We start from the raw sequence: 15,796 nt of genomic DNA, 5'->3' as shown, positions 1-15,796 counted from the left end.
CTCGAAACTCTTCACTAACCTGTCGGCCTCAAGGTGGAACTCGCACAAACCTAGTGCGCGTCTGGACCGAGTGCCTCTAATGGATGACTTGCTGCGTGAGTTTCTGACCGAGAGCGCAGAGCATCTCGATACCGTGGACGCCGAGCTCGTCCGCTTCGAGCAGGATCCCAACAACCAGACGATCCTCCGGAACATTTTCCGCCTCGTCCACACGATCAAGGGGACGTGCGGCTTCCTCGGCCTGCCGCGCCTCGAAGCGCTGGCGCATGCGGCCGAGACGCTGATGGGCCAGTTCCGCGACGGCATGCCGGTGAGCAGCCCCGCCGTCAGTCTCATCCTCGTGACGCTGGACAGGCTCAAGCAGATCCTCGGCGATCTCGAAATCACCGGCACCGAGCCGACCGGCAACGACGACGACCTGATCAACGCCCTCGATGCGATGTCGGCCGCCCCGTTCGTAGCGCCGGCCCCGGTGGTCGAAACGAAACTCCCCGACCCCGTCGTTCGTGAGCTGAAGCCCGGCGAAGTCTCCCTCGACGATCTGGAGCGCGCCTTCCTCGAAGCCGAAGGTCCCGACCTGTCGGAGCCGCTCCCCCTGGAGCCGGCACCCGTCGCCATGGCCGAACCGAAGCAGCCGGAATTCACAGCTCCCGAGGTCGAACCTGCGTCGCTCGCCGAGGATTCGTCGTCGAAGGGCGCCAACCGTAAGAACGGGTCGGACGCTCCCTCCGGGGAATCAGAGGGCGGCGCCTCGAAGGTCCAGAGCATCCGCGTCAACGTCGACACACTCGAACACCTCATGACGATGGTGTCCGAGCTGGTGCTGACCCGCAACCAGCTCCTCGAGATCGCCCGCCGCCACGACGACTCGACCTACAAGGTTCCCCTGCAGCGCCTCAGCCACGTGACGGCCGAGCTGCAGGAAGGCGTCATGAAGACGCGCATGCAGCCGATCGGCAATGCCTGGCAGAAGCTGCCGCGCGTGGTCCGCGACCTCTCGTCGGAACTCGGCAAGCAGATCGAGCTCATCATGAGCGGTGCCGAGACCGAGCTCGACCGTCAGGTGCTCGAGGTCATCAAGGACCCGCTCACCCACATGGTCCGCAATTCGGCCGATCACGGCATCGAATCCACCGCCGACCGGAAGGCGGCGGGCAAGCCGGCCCGTGGCACGATCCGTCTCGCCGCCTATCACGAGGGTGGCACGATCACGATCGAGATCGCCGATGACGGCAAGGGCCTCGATCTCGCCGCCATCCGCCGCAAGGCCGTGGAGCGCAACGTCGCGAGCCAGAGCGACATCGACAAGATGACCGACGCCCAGGTGGCGAAGTTCATCTTCCATCCCGGCTTCTCCACCGCGAAGGCGGTCACTTCCGTCTCCGGTCGCGGCGTCGGCATGGATGTGGTGAAGACCAATATCGAGCTGATCGGCGGTGTCATCGACATCAACACGCAGCTCGGCCGCGGCACCACCTTCACCATCAAGATCCCGCTGACCCTGGCGATCATCGCCGCCCTCATCGTCAAGGCCGGCGACCTTCGCTACGCCGTGCCGCAGGTGGCCGTGCTAGAACTCGTGCGCGTCGACAAGGCCACCGCCCAGAAGGTGGAGCGCATCAACGGCTCGCCGGTGCTGCGCCTGCGCGAGCGCCTTCTGCCGATCGTGACCCTCACCGGGGTGCTGGGTCAGAAGGAGAATGCCGAGAGCATCGATTCCGGTTTCGTGGTGGTCGCACAGGTCGGTCGCCAGCGCTTCGGCATCCTGGTGGACGAAGTCTTCCACACGGAAGAGATCGTCGTGAAGCCGATGTCGTCCAAGCTGCGCCACCTGCCGCTCTTCGCCGGCAACACCATTCTCGGCGATGGCGCGGTGGTCCTGATCGTCGATCCCAACGGCATCGCCCGTCAGGTCAGCCAGGGCACGCAGACGGGCGCCATCCCGGTGGATGCCGAGCCGGAGGAGACCGATGCCGCCGATGCCAAGGCGACGCTGCTCGTGTTCAAGGGCGGCGGAGGCAGCTTCAAGGCGGTACCGCTCTCCCTCGTCACGCGGCTCGAGGAGATCGAAGCCGACAAGATCGAGTGGGTCGGCGGACGCCCGCTCATCCAGTATCGCGGCCGGCTCATGCCGCTGGTCCCGGCCGATCAATCGATCGAGATCAGGAGCGAAGGCACGCAGGCCCTGGTGGTATTCTCGGACGGCGAACGGGCCATGGGCCTCGTGGTCGACGAGATCATCGACATCGTCGAGGAGCGTCTCGACGTGGAGATCGCAGCCGAGCGTTCGGACCTCATCGGTTCGGCGGTCCTGCGCGGACGCGCCACCGAGATCATCAACATCGCCCACTTCCTGCCGCTGGCCTATGACGACTGGGCACGGGGCGCGCACAAGCCCGAGAAGCGCAATGCGACGCTGCTTCTCGTGGACGATTCGGCCTTCTTCCGCGACATGCTCAGCCCGGTCCTGAAGGCCGCCGGCTACAACGTGATCACCGCCGGAAGCGCGGAAGCCGCCCTCACCACGCTGATGGCCAACGGTCGTATCGACGTGGTGGTGTGCGACCTGGAAATGCCGGGCCGAAACGGCTTCGACCTCGTGGCCGCCATGCGGAAGGGTGACGAGCGTCTCTCCCAGCTACCGGTCATCGGCCTCTCCGGCACTGTCGGCGTCGACGCCATCGAACGGGCTCGATCCCTCTCGATCCTCGATCTGGTGGCGAAGTTCGACCGCAGCGGGCTGATTTCGGCCCTCGGCGAAGTCGACATCGTCAGCCTTCCCAAAGCCGCCTGAACTTGGCCCTCGAACGAGATCGGACAATCTGAGCCATGATGCAGGCCGCCAACAGCAACAAGGGCGTCGAGAACGGCGCCATCACCGACTTCATCACGGTCTTCGTCGCCGACACCATGTTCGGCCTCGCCATCGACCGGGTTCACGACGTCTTCATCCCCGCCGGGGTGACGCCCGTACCGCTGGCTCCGCCGGAGATCGTCGGTCTTCTCAACCTGCGCGGACGCGTGGTCACGGCCCTTTGCCTGCGCCGTCGTCTCGGTCTCCCGGATCGTGCCGACGATAGCCAGAAGATGGCGATCGGGCTCGAGCAGGGCGGAGAAACCTTCGCCCTCGTGGTCGACGGTGTCGGCGAGGTGCTGAAGCTGGGAGGCGACACGCACGAGCCGGTGCCCATCAACCTCGATTCCCGCTGGCGGAATCTCTCCCTCGGTGTGCACCGCCTCGATGGCCGGCTCCTCGTCATCCTCGATGTCGATGCGCTTCTCGCCTTCGGAACGCAGCGCGACATCGCTGGCGCCGCCTGACCTTCGAGATCGAGGACAGCCCCATGAAAAACTGTCTCGTCGTCGACGATTCCGCCGTCATCCGGAAGGTCGCGCGGCGCATCCTCGAGACCATGAATTTCAAGGTCGGTGAAGCCGAGGACGGCGCCAAGGCCCTCACGGCCTGCATCGAAGCGATGCCCGACGTGATCCTGCTCGACTGGAACATGCCGACCATGGACGGCTACGAGTTCCTCCGTGCCCTGCGCCAGACCCCCGGCGGGATGGTGCCGAAGGTTTTGTTCTGCACCACGGAGAACGACGTCGGCGCCATCGCCAGGGCCCTGCATGCCGGCGCCGACGAGTACATCATGAAGCCCTTCGACCGCGACATCGTCACGGCCAAGCTCGAACAGGTGGGTTTCGGCCAGGAGGCCGACGCCGCCTGACACGGAAGGCGGCGTGGATCTCTGGTCTCGCAGGATCGTCGCTGAATAGTCCCCGTCATCACGACGAAGCGTAGAGTTCCATGGCCGCTGCCGCCTCCGTTCCAGTCTTCGCTCCCTCCGCGGGAGGCACCGCGAACAACGCCGCTCGTGTGCGCGTCATGATCGCCGACGATTCGGCTGTCGTTCGCGGCCTCGTCGCCCGATGGATCGGCGAGGCGGGATTCGAGGTGGTGGCGACCGCCTCCAACGGCCGGATCGCACTGGACTCCATGGCGCGCACCGATCCCGACGTGGTGCTCCTCGACATCGACATGCCGGAACTCGACGGGACGCAGGCCCTGCCTCTGATTCTCGCCAAGAGCCCGGGCGTCCAGGTCGTCATGATGTCGACGCTGACGACGCGCAACGCCGACATCTCCCTGCGATGTCTCGCCCTCGGCGCCGTCGACTACCTCGCCAAGCCGGAGAGCAATCGCGGCGTCACCACCTCGGACACGTTCCGCGTCGAACTGATCGAGCGCGTCCGCGTGTTCGGAGCCGCCCGTGCCCGGCGACGACCGCATGCGGCTCCGGCTGCGGTGGGAGCGGTCCACATCGCCCCGGCGCCGGCTCAACGACCGGCGACGCCGTTCGTCCTGCGCCCGAAGGCCCGCACCGGGATCCCGCCGCGCTGCCTCCTCATCGGTTCCTCCACGGGCGGCCCGCGCGCGGTCGGTGAAGTACTGGAGAAGATCGGCAGTGCCACCCTGCGCCAGTTCCCGGTGCTGATCGTCCAGCACATGCCCCCGGTCTTCACGGCGGTGTTCGCCGAACATCTCGGTGCCAGAGTCGGCCTGCCGGCCGCGGAAGGGAAGCCCGACGAGCGTATCCAGCCGGGCCGCATCTACGTGGCGCCGGGGGGCCGCCATATGGGCCTGCAGGGAAGCCGAAACGACCTCTCGATCCGGCTCGACGACGGACCGGTCGTGAATTTCTGCCGACCCGCGGTGGACGTGCTGTTCCACGATGCCGCCGCCCTCTACGGCGCGGCGGCCCTCGCCGTGATCCTCACCGGAATGGGATCGGACGGGACCAACGGCGCGCGCTCCCTCACGGATGCCGGTGCGCCCGTGCTCGCCCAGGACGAGGCGACCAGCACCGTCTGGGGCATGCCCGGCAGCGTCGCAAAGGCGGGCCTCGCCCAGGCCGTCCTGCCGCTCGGTGAGCTCGGATCGGCACTCCGCAACCTCCTGACGGGGCATGGCGCATGACCGACCTCGAGTTCGACTTCCTGCGCGGCTACCTCAAGACGCGCTCTGGCCTCGCCCTCAGCGCCGAGAAGCGCTACCTCATCGAAAGCCGGCTCACGCCGGTTTGCCGTCGCTTCAATCTCGCGACCCTCCACGATCTCGTCACCATGCTGAAGGCATCACGCGACCAGAGCCTGGAACGCGCGGTGGTCGAGGCGATGACCACGAACGAGACCTTCTTCTTCCGCGACCGCGTCCCCTTCGACCTGTTCCGGGACGTGCTGCTGCCGGAAGCCCTGGTGCGCCGTGCGGCCCAGCGCCGCCTGCGGATCTGGTGCGCGGCGTCCTCCACGGGCCAGGAGCCGTATTCCCTGGCCATGCTGATCCAGGACGCCGCGCCGCGCCTCGCCGGATGGCAGGTGGACATCGTTGCCACCGACCTGTCCACCGAGGTGCTGGAGAAGGCCAAGGCCGGTCTCTACAGCCATTTCGAGGTCCAGCGTGGCCTGCCGGTGCAATCCCTGCTGAAGCATTTCGAGCAGGTGGGCGAGCAATGGCGGATCTCCGCGAGCCTGCGCCAGATGGTGGATTTCCGCCCCCTGAACCTGCTGCATCCGTTCGATTCGCTCGGGACGTTCGACATCATCTATTGCCGCAACGTGCTGATCTATTTCGACGCGCCGACGAAGGGCGACGTCTTGGGACGTCTCAGTTCCAGCCTGACCCCGGACGGCGTCGTCCTTCTGGGCGCCGCCGAGACGGTCATCGGTCTCACCGACCGGCTCGTACCACACCCGCAGCATCGCGGGCTCTACGGCCAGGCGCCGAGCGCCGCACGGCCGGGCCTGGCCACCCAGCCTCAACCGATGCTGCGCAAGGTCGTGGGGTTGTAGGTCACGACCTGCCGGCCTGGGCCGCTAAGGCGCATCGATCAAGGTCGCCGTCTTCCGAAAGCCCGGCCGGCCGGCGCCTGGATCGATCGCACGTGTCCGGTGGGTTCCGGCATCCGCCATCCCCGACACGAGATCCGAAGCGGAGATCGCGCAAGTCCGCGACGGCCTGCGGCTTGGCAGAAGCGCCACCGGTTCCAGTCCCTTACGCAGGCCAGGCGCAACCGTGGCCTTTGGCCTCGCCGGGGCGATACGAACGGGGGAGGGGCCGACCTCCGCATCGAGCCCGACCTCGTCGACACTCAACTGCTAGCCGTCTCTCGTCTCGCCAGCGTCCCGATTCGCAGACCCATCGCCCAACAAAAAAGCCCCGCTCACGCGAGGCCTTTTTTTCCGAGTTCCGAAGCGAGACGGATCAGACGGCGATGCGCTCTTCGCCTTCGTTGGGCTCGCGCAGCACGTAGCCGCGTCCCCAGACGGTCTCGATGTAGTTCTTGCCGGAGGAGGCGTTGGCGAGCTTCTTGCGCAGCTTGCAGATGAAAACGTCGATGATCTTCAGTTCTGGCTCGTCCATGCCGCCATAGAGGTGGTTGAGGAACATCTCCTTCGTCAGAGTCGTGCCCTTCCGCAGCGAGAGAAGCTCCAGCATCTGATATTCTTTGCCGGTGAGATGGACCCGGCTGCCGGTCACCTCGACGGTCTTCTGATCGAGATTCACGATCAGGTCACCGGTGGTGATGACCGACTGGGCGTGGCCCTTCGAGCGGCGGACGATCGCGTGAATGCGAGCGACCAGCTCATCCTTATGGAAAGGTTTGGTGAGGTAGTCATCGGCTCCGAAGCCGAGGCCCTTCACCTTGTCCTCGATGCCGGCCATGCCGGAGAGGATCAGGATCGGCGTCTTGACCTTCGCCACGCGCAGGTTGCGCAGCACCTCGTAGCCCGACATGTCGGGAAGGTTCAGGTCGAGAAGGATGATATCGTAGTCGTAGAGCTTGCCGAGGTCGATTCCTTCCTCGCCGAGATCCGTCGTGTAGGTGTTGAAGCTCTCCGACTTGAGCATCAGTTCGATGCTCTGCGCGGTCGCGCTGTCGTCTTCGATCAGAAGTACCCGCATCGTCGGTCCCCAGCCCAGCCGGCCGTATTCAGCGTTCGGGCAAGCCCCCGCCGTTCGTCCACCACCGGCCCGTGGCGGACGCTCCCTCGTCATAGACGTGAAACGCTAATGGTTAATCGTTAACAAAACCTGATTCTCGGTGGCAAGCACAGATTTGAATGTCTCGAGAAATGATGCTGCCGCAGATCGGTCATTTGGCCCCGCGAGGTGAGGAGCCGGCAGATGCATTACATCAAAACATTCCGCTAAGCACTTGATCGATTTGCCTTTGTCGTCACATGTAACTCAAGAGACACTCCCAAGCGGCACATCGTGACCGGTACCGAAAGGCATCCGCCACCCAATGACGACGGACCGCTTCGTGCCCGATATACGCAGTGTTAAGGAGGGAGGTAAACGAAACGTTGCGAGAAGCGCAGATGACCGTGCGACCCCGGGTTTCCTCCACACTCAATCTGGCCTCGGCCCAGGCCGCCCTGGCCGGAATCGAGACGCTGGAGACCTATGGTCGCGTGGTCGCCATCAAGGGGCTGCTGGTCGAGGTCGCAGGGCCGGTGGGCGCCATGCGCCTCGGAGGGCGCCTCGACATCATGGTGGAGAACGCCACAGGCGCCGTTCCCTGCGAGATCATCGGTTTTCAAGGCGACCGGGCACTGGCGATGCCGTTCGGATCCCTCGAGGGCGTCCGTCGCGGATGTCCGGCGATGGTGCGCGACGAGGCGGCCGGCGCGATTCGTCCGTCCGCCGGCTGGCTCGGACGAACCATCGACGCCCTCGGTCGACCCGTGGACGGTCTCGGCCCGCTGCCGCCCGGCCCGGCCATCTACCCCCTGCGCGCGGACCCGCCACCGGCCCATGCCCGGCGCAGGGTCGGCCCGCCCCTGGATCTGGGCATCCGCTGCATCAACACCTTCATCACCATGTGCGCCGGCCAGCGCATGGGCATCTTCGCCGGCTCTGGAGTCGGCAAATCCGTCCTCCTGTCCATGCTGGCGCGCTACACGGCGGCGGACGTGGCGGTGATCGGCCTCGTGGGCGAGCGCGGGCGCGAGGTGCAGGAGTTCCTGCAGGACGATCTCGGCCCCGCCGGCCTCGCCCGGTCCGTGGTGGTGGTGGCGACGTCGGACGAGCCGGCCCTCATGCGGCGCAACGCGGCCTACGTCACCCTGGCCATGGCCGAGTACTTTCGCGATCAGGGCGCGCAGGTGCTCTGCATGATCGATTCGATCACCCGATTCGCCATGGCCCAGCGCGATATCGGCCTCGCCGCGGGCGAGCCGCCGACCGCCAAGGGCTACACGCCGACGGTCTTCAGCGAGTTGCCGCGCCTGCTCGAGCGCGCCGGCCCCGGAACGGGGCAGGGCGCGATCTCGGGCCTCTTCACGGTGCTGGTGGAAGGCGACGACCACAACGAACCGGTGGCCGACGCGGTGCGCGGCATCCTCGACGGCCATATCGTCATGGAGCGCGGCATCGCCGAGCGGGGACGCTACCCCGCCATCAACGTGCTGCGCTCGGTCTCCAGGACGATGCCTCGGTCCTGCGATCCCGTCCATCTGCCCACCGTGAGGCGCGCAAGGCGCATCCTGTCCACCTATGCCGACATGGAAGAGCTGATCCGGCTCGGTGCCTACAGGGCCGGCGCGTCGGCGGAAGTCGACGAGGCGGTGGCGTTGATGCCAAGTATCGAGGCTTTTCTGGGTCAGAGTAAGGAAGAAGCAACCTCGATAGGCGAGGGTTATCAACGGTTGGCAGCGATCGTCGGAAGCGCCTGAGTGACGTTCGGAACGTCATCTCATTCGCTTCAGGCGCCGACAGCACCGGCCTTTCGTGCGTGGCGTGGAATGGGACCCTCAATATGAAATCGCGTGACACGTTGATCCGGCTGCGCCGCTTCCAGGTCGACGAGAAGCGTCGGCGGGTGACGCAAATCGAAATGATGATGGCCGATTTCAACCGGATGGCATCCGAACTCGACCGCGAGGTCGCCTACGAGGAAGGCCGCGCCGGCATCACCGATACCGGCCATTTCGCCTATCCCACCTATGCCCGCGCCGCCGCGACCCGCCGGGACAACATGCGCCAATCCGCACTCGCCCTCGAGAGCCAGCTCACCGATGCCAAGGCCGAACTCGGCGAGGCGTTCGAGGAGCTCAAGAAGATCGAGATCCTCGAGGATCGCGAGCGCACGGCCGAACGCGTCGCCGAAGCGGCCCGCGACCAGGCCGCCATGGACGGTATCGGTCTCTCCCGCATCCGCGCTTGAGCGATCCGTCGGCGCGGGCGGCACGAAGTCGTCATGTTCACATGACATCTGTCCGGGGAATGCCTTAGCCGGCCGTCTCGCTTGCGATGCTCAGCGCGGTCGTGCAGGTAGTCTGGGCTGTGGGGGCATGACCGGTTCGCAATGAAGACAATCAAGGATTTCGCCTGGCCGCTCATCGGCATCCTGGCGATCGCGATCTCCGGCTACTTTCTCTACCAGGAGCTGAAGACCACATCGATGGCGGCGGTATGGGGGGCCATCGTCGCCATCCCGCCCCATCGCATGGCCCTGGCGGGGCTCTCGACCCTCGTCGCCTATGCGGCCCTCGCCTGGTACGACCGGATCGCGCTGCTGCATCTCGGCGTGCGCGGAATCTCGTGGTTCTTCGTGGCGGTGTGCTCGTTCACGACCTACGCGCTCTCCCACAATATCGGCGCCTCGGTCTTCTCGGGCGCCCTGGTGAGGTACCGAGCCTACACGGCTAAGGGCCTCTCGGCCGCCCAGGTGGCGGTGCTGGTGGCTTTGTGCTCGTTCACCTTCTTCCTCGGGACGATCCTGCTCGGTGGCATCGTCCTGGTGATCGAACCGCAGCTGCTCTCACGGCTCAAGGGGATCCTGCCCGGTTTTCTCACCGACCCGAAGACCGCGCTCATCGTCGGCATCGGCCTTTTGGCCTTCGTCGCGCTCTACGTCGCCGGGTCGATCCTGCGCCTCCCGCCGCTCCACATCCGCAAGTTCAAGCTCGAATATCCGCGTCCGGCGATCATGGGACGGCAGCTCCTGGCGGCGCCCCTCGAACTGCTCGGAGCGGCCGGCATTCTCTATTTCGCCCTGCCTGAGGCGGTGAATCCCGGCCCCATCGCGGTCATCGCGATCTTCCTCGCCTCGTTCTCCGTCGCCCTGGTCTCGAACGCACCGGGCGGGCTCGGCGTCTTCGAACTGGTCTTCATCACGGCGATGCAGATCACCGATCCCGGACAGAAGGATGCGATCATCGCGGCCGTCATCGTGTTCCGGGTGTTCTATTTCTGGATCCCGGCGCTGATTTCGGTGGTGGTCGTCCTGCTCTACGAGCGCTCACGCCTCGCCGACCTCGCGAATGCGCCGCAGGCCTCGGCCGTGCCAGCACCGCCGGTCGTCGCGCCCGGTCTCGATCCGACCAGGATTGAGAAGAAGCTGGAGAAGAAGCCGCTCTGAGCCTCCGCTCGATCGGATGTCTCAGCGGGTGCTCTCACGAAGGTCCATCATCCAATCAGATCACCTCATCCTGAGGTGCCGAAGCGCAGCGAAGGCCTCGAAGGAGACCTCCGGTGGTCGCGCGATCTCTGGACGTCTCCTTCGAGGCCGCTACGCGGCACCTCAGGATGAGGCGGAGCTTTGGAAAAACGGCTCAAGGAGCCTTTAGAGCGCCGCGATACGGTCGGGCGGACCCTCACCGTGTTTCCGGATCTCGGCCTCAGACCGAACCCACCGTCCGCAGCCGGGCGCGCGGGTGGATTTCCGCCTGGCTCATCACCGCCGTCTCACGGCGGAAGCGCTCGATGATGGAACGCACGAAAGGCCGGGCCTGAGCCGAGGTGACGAGGACCGGCATCTCGCCCGTGCGCGCGGCCTGTTCGAAGCGGTCGCGCACCGTGTTGACGAATTCCGAGAGTTTGGACGGCTGCATGGCGAGATAGCGCTCGTCGCGCTCGCCCGCGATGGATTCGAGGAAGGCCTGCTCCCAGGCCGGTGACAGGGTGATGATCGGCAGCATGCCGTCATGGCCCTGGTACTGCGCACAGATCTGGCGGCCGAGGCGGGCGCGGACATGCTCGACGATGTCGCGCGGGTTCTTCACATGGCCCGCCACCTCGGCGATGCCTTCGACGATGGAGCCGAGATCGCGGATCGAGACCCGCTCGGCGAGGAGGAATTGCAGCACGCGCTGGATGCCAGTGGTGCCGATCTGCGAGGGCACCACCTCCTTGAGGAGGTCGGCATGGTCCTTCGAGAGCTCCTTCAGCAGCTTCTGGACCTCCACGTGATTCAGCAGCTCCGACACATGCGCCTTGATGATCTCGGTGAGATGGGTCGAGACCACGGTGGCCGCGTCCACAACGGTGTAGCCCTTGAGCTGGGCCTGATCGCGCAGGGAGGCGTCGATCCACGTCGCCGGCAGGCCGAAGGTCGGCTCCAGCATGTGCTGGCCGGGCAGCTGAACCTGTCCGCCCATCGGGTCCATGGCCATGAACTGGCCGGGGAAGATCTGCCCCGTGCCGGCCTCGATCTCCTTCACCCGCACGACGTAGGCGTTGGAGTCGAGCTGGACGTTGTCGAGGATGCGGACCGAGGGCATGACGAAGCCGAGTTCCGCCGCGAGCTGGCGGCGCAGGGCCTTGATCTGGTCCGTCAGCCGGTCCTGGCCCTCCTGTCCGTTGACGAGGGCGAGGAGCGCGTAGCCCATTTCGAGCTTGAGGTCGTCGAGCTTGAGGAGATCGGTCACCGTCTCCTCCTTGGCGGCCTGGGCCGCAGCCACCGCGGTGGCGTCCATCGGCGCACCATCGGAGTCGAGGGGAGGGGCCTCGCGGGCGATCTTGGCGAAGTGCCAGGCGGCGTAGCCCGAGGCCCCCGCGAGGGCGAGGAAGGGCAGCATCGGCATGCCCGGCAGGAACGAGAGCAGCACCATCACGCCCGACGACATGCCGAGCGCCTTCGGGTAGTTGGCAAGCTGCTTGCCCAGCGCCTTGTCGGCCGAGCCCTTCACACCCGCCTTGGAGACGAGGATACCCGCCGCCGTCGAGACGATGAGGGCCGGCACCTGGCTCGCGAGGCCGTCGCCGATGGTGAGCAGCGTGTAGGACTTCGCGGCCGCGCCGAAGGGCATGCCCTGCTGGGCGACGCCGATGATGATGCCGCCGATCACGTTGATGAAGGTGATGAGCAGCGCGGCGATGGCATCTCCGCGCACGAATTTCGAGGCACCGTCCATGGCGCCGAAGAACGAGGATTCCTCCTCCAGCGCGGCGCGTCGGGCCTTCGCCACCTTCTCGTCGATGAGGCCGGCCGAGAGGTCGGCATCGATCGCCATCTGCTTGCCGGGCATGGCGTCGAGGGTGAAGCGGGCGGCGACTTCCGCGATACGGCCCGAACCCTTGGTGATGACGACGAAGTTCACGATGATGAGGATCGCGAACACGATGATGCCAATGACGAAGTTGCCGCCCATCACGAAGTTGCCGAAGGCTTCGATGACGTGGCCCGCCGCCGCCGTCCCCTCGTGGCCATGGCCGAGGATAAGCCGCGTCGAGGCGAGGTTCAGGGCCAGCCGCAGAAGGGTCGCGACGAGGAGCAGGGTCGGGAAGACGGTGAATTCGAGCGGGTTGTCGATGAACAGCCCCGTCATCATGATCAGCACCGAGATGATGATCGAGACGGCGAGCAGCAGGTCGAGCAGGAACGCGGGCAGCGGGAAGATGAGCACCGTGAGGATACCCATCACGGCGGTGGCGAAGAACAGGTCCGTGCGCTTCGAAAGCGCGGTCAGGTTGGCACGGTTCGGGATCGCGAAGCTCGCGAATTGCGAGACGCTCATCCCCGGACCCGACGCGGCGGAGCCCGCCTCGCTCATTCTCGACACCCTTCACGTCCCACGTGGACCCGGCAAGAATTGCCGGGCTCAGGGTTAGCGAAGAGTTAACGAGGCACGGTGGAGGTCGATAAAACTCGGTCTCGCTCGCGCCGTTCCCGATCCGAGAGGATCCCTGGCGATACCGGGTCCGATCCCCCGAGCCCGCGGTATCGCACCTGCCCGTGGCATCCTTCGACGCATCGCGCTCGGCCAGCCTGATCCTCAAGCGGTGACGCAATCTCCGCCCTCAGTCGCGACCGCCCCGGTGCCGATGGGACACAGGCACCCGGCGGCAACCGGAAAATCGCATGTTTCCTCACCGGATCGGTACGCTGGTCCCTTGCACGGGGGGAACTCGGCTTGTACAGCACGCCACTCGCTCATCGCCGCCGCTGCAAAAGCTGGCAACGATGTGAGAGACTGGAGGGGTGGCCGAGTGGTTGAAGGCGCACGCCTGGAAAGTGTGTATACCGGAAACGGTATCGCGGGTTCGAATCCCGCTCCCTCCGCCATTTAGCCAAACCCTTGCATTTGCTTGCGAGTTCGGCCTGACGGACGGCCCCCACGAATTCCCCCCATTCCGTGTCGGCCAAATCTGAATTCCGCTCGACTTCTGTCTCGCACGCACGCGGCCGAGCGTTGGAAGTGCATGGCAGCGTCCTGATCAACGCGACTTTTCTGCCGGAGTGCCGATCCCCCGCAAAGTGGAAGCGTTTGAATGGCAGGCGACCGCTCGAGGCACCCGGCGCCGTGGGAGTCGCATGGCCACATTCTTTACCGCCGACACGCATTTTGGAGATTCTCACATTCTGCGGCAGCGGGGAGCTGCGTTCAGATCGCTCGATGATCATGACGCGGCTTTGATCAAAAGCTGGAACGAGGTCGTCGGCGACGACGACGAAGTCTGGCATCTCGGCGATTTCGCGGCCGGCGCCAGCCGGGCTCGCTGTGCGGAGATCTTTTTTGCCTTGAGGGGGCGAAAGCGGCTGATCCGCGGCAATCACGACACCAATCGGGTCCTCGAACTGCCATGGGTAAAGCCGCCGCAGGAGAGTGCGCGGATCACCGTCAGCGATGCCGCCGGCAAGGAATGGCGACTGTTCCTTGCTCACTACGCCCATCGGGCTTGGCCGGGTTTGTGGCGCGGGACGCGGCACCTCTATGGCCACACCCATGGATCGCTGCCCGATACCCGCTTTTCATGCGATGTCGGCGTGGATGCCTGGGCCTACCGGCCTGTCGGCGTCACCGATCTGATTGCCCGCCAGAACCTTGCGCTCGTCCTGCCGGAAGAACTCCAGCGGGACGGTAACGGCGACGCGGCGATTGATCGACACTCTCGTTCATAGCGGCGGTCGTCGACGGCGACCTCGTGATACATTCAGGAGCGGCTCACTCTTGCTCGTCGTAAGCAGGCATTAACGCTGCACGGGCATTCTCTCGACATTCATCGGTCAGCCGTTCGGACCAGGGGGTCCGCCCAGTTGCGGTGGGAGACAAACGGTCCATGCCTCGCCTGCTTGAACTTCTGCGCTGGAAACTTGCGGTGCTGTTTGCTTGGACGCCGACACGTACGGTGGCGTTGAACTTGATTCTGGCGGTCTACGCTTTTGCAGGATGGGGAGCCTTCGCGAACAGGGCTTCGGCATACCGCGATCTCACCGATCAGGTCGGCCTTCTGCGGGCGGATCGCGACGGGGCGGTCAACCGCCAAAAAGAGTTGGAACAGGCAAACAACGATCTCCTGCGTGAGTGGCAAGGCAAGCTCGCCTCTGCGCGAGAGGAACTTCAACAAGCTGCTGCCGCGCGCGACGCAGCCAAGGGGCAGCTTGCCGGCTCACAGCGCGAGCTTGTCGCCTCGAAGAAGCGCCTCGATCAGGCGCGGGATCGAGTCTCCGAGACAGGCAGCATCAAACACGCGGAGCCGTCCAAGAAGGCTCCGGTCAAGCCATAGGTTTGATTGGAACAGCGAGTTGGCGTCCAAGGAGCTTCGTCCTTCGACGTGCCTCCCTGGCCCGGTGCCGCTCCGTCATCTCCAACCTGCCCTGATGGAACGCCCTCGAGCGCTCTACGCCGAAGCGGATGCCGGTTCGGCGAAAAAGAGCGCGGCACAACAAAGGCCTGGAGATGTGCCCCGACCCAACGTGGTCGGGCGCAGCTCTAGTTGACGCTCCAACGTGTCTCTTAGGGCCACGCTTGCGACCAATCCGTCTTTCGACCGTTGACCGATCACGCAGGGTAGGCTCGCCCAAGTGAGCCTCCCGTTCGATCCATCAGTCGAGGAGACCCTCATGAAACATGCCCTTATCGCTGCGGCCGTCCTTCTTTCGCCCCTCGCCCTGGCCGCATCGGCACAGGCCCAGGGGACGGTACGGGGCGCCGAACGCGGGATCGAGGATGGCAATCGTGCGGCCGGTCCCGTCGGTGGGGTGGTCGGCGGTGCGGTCGGGGCCGCGACGGGCACCGTCGGGGGCGTGCTCGGTGTCGATCCGGATCGGCGCGAGGAGCGGATGGAGCGGCGTGAAGAGCGTGGCACCGTTCGGGAGCGTCGCGACCGCTAAGACGGCGGCGCCATACGCTCACCCGTCTTCTTCGGTACGGCGCGACGGTGGGACGGTTGCGGGGATTGCCCCGCAGCCTTACCGTTCCGAATGACCGAGAAGCTGACGACAGCCGCCCTTTGCAAACTGAACCTCATCTCCCAGGAGGAGGTGGCGGCTGCCGTCGAAACTTACCTCGCGAATTCCATGGCGCCCCCGTTCGTCTTCAAGGAGGGCTACCGGCTCGATCTCGGTAAAGCCGTGCGACGACATCCCGGCGCGAACGACTTCGTCAACCGCGGGAATACCGGTCCGCTGATGAAGCGTCCCTTCATTCTGGCGGCCATCCTCGAAGCTCGCCCCCTGCGGGAATGAGCCTTCCCCGGCGCCGCGACCGACGTCCCAGCGAATATGCG

The 15,796-nt window shown here is 65.5% G+C and carries 14 protein-coding genes and 1 tRNA gene; 13 read left to right on the top strand and 2 right to left on the bottom strand.

Going from position 1 to position 15,796, the window contains the following annotated elements; translation table 11 throughout:
• Window positions 1-79: 79 nt before the first annotated feature.
• The 5 genes from ASF34_RS02220 to ASF34_RS02200 all read left to right on the top strand — a co-directional run bounded on the left by ASF34_RS02220 (window position 80) and on the right by ASF34_RS02200 (window position 5,850).
• Entirely contained in the window at window positions 80-2,794 is a 2,715-nt protein-coding gene (locus ASF34_RS02220) for a hybrid sensor histidine kinase/response regulator (RefSeq protein ID WP_056158227.1), read from the top strand.
• Between the two features lie 38 nt (window positions 2,795-2,832).
• Window positions 2,833-3,321, top strand: a complete 489-nt coding sequence (locus ASF34_RS02215) for a chemotaxis protein CheW (protein ID WP_026175731.1) — start codon at window positions 2,833-2,835, stop codon at window positions 3,319-3,321.
• Window positions 3,322-3,344: 23 nt separating this feature from the next.
• Window positions 3,345-3,728: a response regulator gene (locus tag ASF34_RS02210; protein ID WP_018042678.1), complete on the top strand. Its 384-nt coding sequence runs from the start codon at window positions 3,345-3,347 to the stop codon at window positions 3,726-3,728.
• Window positions 3,729-3,808: 80 nt separating this feature from the next.
• Window positions 3,809-4,978 (top strand): chemotaxis-specific protein-glutamate methyltransferase CheB, encoded by a 1,170-nt coding sequence (gene cheB / locus ASF34_RS02205; protein WP_018042679.1) that lies wholly within the window; start codon window positions 3,809-3,811, stop codon window positions 4,976-4,978.
• Window positions 4,975-5,850 (top strand): CheR family methyltransferase, encoded by an 876-nt coding sequence (locus ASF34_RS02200; RefSeq protein WP_056158225.1) that lies wholly within the window; start codon window positions 4,975-4,977, stop codon window positions 5,848-5,850. The genes cheB and ASF34_RS02200 overlap by 4 nt, the downstream gene beginning before the upstream one ends.
• A gap of 412 nt (window positions 5,851-6,262) precedes the next feature.
• Here ASF34_RS02200 and ctrA read toward each other — a convergent pair whose 3' ends face one another.
• Window positions 6,263-6,964, bottom strand: coding sequence for a response regulator transcription factor CtrA (ctrA, locus tag ASF34_RS02195; protein ID WP_018042682.1), 702 nt, complete (start codon window positions 6,962-6,964; stop codon window positions 6,263-6,265).
• A gap of 419 nt (window positions 6,965-7,383) precedes the next feature.
• Between ctrA and fliI the strand changes: the two genes are divergently transcribed.
• The 3 genes from fliI to ASF34_RS02180 all read left to right on the top strand — a co-directional run bounded on the left by fliI (window position 7,384) and on the right by ASF34_RS02180 (window position 10,427).
• Window positions 7,384-8,739, top strand: coding sequence for a flagellar protein export ATPase FliI (gene fliI, locus ASF34_RS02190; RefSeq protein WP_018042683.1), 1,356 nt, complete (start codon window positions 7,384-7,386; stop codon window positions 8,737-8,739).
• Between the two features lie 83 nt (window positions 8,740-8,822).
• Window positions 8,823-9,230 carry a flagellar export protein FliJ gene (gene fliJ / locus ASF34_RS02185; protein ID WP_018042684.1) on the top strand — a complete coding sequence of 136 codons (408 nt, stop codon included), beginning with the start codon at window positions 8,823-8,825 and terminating at the stop codon, window positions 9,228-9,230.
• Window positions 9,231-9,371: 141 nt separating this feature from the next.
• Window positions 9,372-10,427 carry a lysylphosphatidylglycerol synthase domain-containing protein gene (locus ASF34_RS02180; protein ID WP_056158222.1) on the top strand — a complete coding sequence of 352 codons (1,056 nt, stop codon included), beginning with the start codon at window positions 9,372-9,374 and terminating at the stop codon, window positions 10,425-10,427.
• 259 nt (window positions 10,428-10,686) lie between these two features.
• Here the strand turns inward: ASF34_RS02180 and flhA are convergent, their stop codons facing one another.
• A complete protein-coding gene (gene flhA / locus ASF34_RS02175) occupies window positions 10,687-12,804 on the bottom strand; it encodes a flagellar biosynthesis protein FlhA (protein WP_244478880.1) in 2,118 nt (705 codons plus the stop codon).
• Between the two features lie 458 nt (window positions 12,805-13,262).
• Between flhA and ASF34_RS02170 the strand changes: the two genes are divergently transcribed.
• From ASF34_RS02170 to ASF34_RS02150, 5 genes are all read left to right on the top strand, one after another.
• Window positions 13,263-13,352: transfer RNA gene (locus tag ASF34_RS02170), tRNA-Ser, on the top strand.
• 249 nt (window positions 13,353-13,601) lie between these two features.
• Window positions 13,602-14,189 (top strand): metallophosphoesterase, encoded by a 588-nt coding sequence (locus ASF34_RS02165; protein ID WP_056158216.1) that lies wholly within the window; start codon window positions 13,602-13,604, stop codon window positions 14,187-14,189.
• A 158-nt stretch (window positions 14,190-14,347) separates the two neighbouring features.
• On the top strand, window positions 14,348-14,794 hold the full coding sequence (locus tag ASF34_RS02160; RefSeq protein ID WP_056158213.1) for a hypothetical protein: 447 nt from the start codon (window positions 14,348-14,350) through the stop codon (window positions 14,792-14,794).
• 337 nt (window positions 14,795-15,131) lie between these two features.
• Entirely contained in the window at window positions 15,132-15,401 is a 270-nt protein-coding gene (locus tag ASF34_RS02155; RefSeq protein ID WP_018042689.1) for a hypothetical protein, read from the top strand.
• 90 nt (window positions 15,402-15,491) lie between these two features.
• Window positions 15,492-15,755, top strand: coding sequence for a hypothetical protein (locus tag ASF34_RS02150; protein WP_018042690.1), 264 nt, complete (start codon window positions 15,492-15,494; stop codon window positions 15,753-15,755).
• Window positions 15,756-15,796: the final 41 nt, after the last annotated feature.

The sequence above is a fragment of the Methylobacterium sp. Leaf106 genome (assembly GCF_001422895.1).
In the GTDB taxonomy this organism is placed as follows: Bacteria; Pseudomonadota; Alphaproteobacteria; order Rhizobiales; family Beijerinckiaceae; genus Methylobacterium; species Methylobacterium bullatum.
The sequence above is the reverse complement of the archived record's forward strand: the minus strand, read 5'-3'. Positions and strand labels throughout refer to the sequence as shown.

Coding starts and splice junctions, on each gene's coding strand:
- ASF34_RS02180 (WP_056158222.1), top strand. CDS start 9,372: ATGAAGACAATCAAGGATTTCGCCTGGCCGCTCATCGGCATCCTGGCG.
- ASF34_RS02150 (WP_018042690.1), top strand. CDS start 15,492: ATGACCGAGAAGCTGACGACAGCCGCCCTTTGCAAACTGAACCTCATC.
- ASF34_RS02200 (WP_056158225.1), top strand. CDS start 4,975: ATGACCGACCTCGAGTTCGACTTCCTGCGCGGCTACCTCAAGACGCGC.
- flhA (WP_244478880.1), bottom strand. CDS start 12,804: ATGAGCGTCTCGCAATTCGCGAGCTTCGCGATCCCGAACCGTGCCAAC.
- ASF34_RS02215 (WP_026175731.1), top strand. CDS start 2,833: ATGCAGGCCGCCAACAGCAACAAGGGCGTCGAGAACGGCGCCATCACC.
- ASF34_RS02210 (WP_018042678.1), top strand. CDS start 3,345: ATGAAAAACTGTCTCGTCGTCGACGATTCCGCCGTCATCCGGAAGGTC.
- fliJ (WP_018042684.1), top strand. CDS start 8,823: ATGAAATCGCGTGACACGTTGATCCGGCTGCGCCGCTTCCAGGTCGAC.
- ctrA (WP_018042682.1), bottom strand. CDS start 6,964: ATGCGGGTACTTCTGATCGAAGACGACAGCGCGACCGCGCAGAGCATC.
- ASF34_RS02155 (WP_018042689.1), top strand. CDS start 15,132: ATGAAACATGCCCTTATCGCTGCGGCCGTCCTTCTTTCGCCCCTCGCC.
- cheB (WP_018042679.1), top strand. CDS start 3,809: ATGGCCGCTGCCGCCTCCGTTCCAGTCTTCGCTCCCTCCGCGGGAGGC.
- ASF34_RS02220 (WP_056158227.1), top strand. CDS start 80: ATGGATGACTTGCTGCGTGAGTTTCTGACCGAGAGCGCAGAGCATCTC.
- fliI (WP_018042683.1), top strand. CDS start 7,384: ATGACCGTGCGACCCCGGGTTTCCTCCACACTCAATCTGGCCTCGGCC.
- ASF34_RS02165 (WP_056158216.1), top strand. CDS start 13,602: ATGGCCACATTCTTTACCGCCGACACGCATTTTGGAGATTCTCACATT.
- ASF34_RS02160 (WP_056158213.1), top strand. CDS start 14,348: ATGCCTCGCCTGCTTGAACTTCTGCGCTGGAAACTTGCGGTGCTGTTT.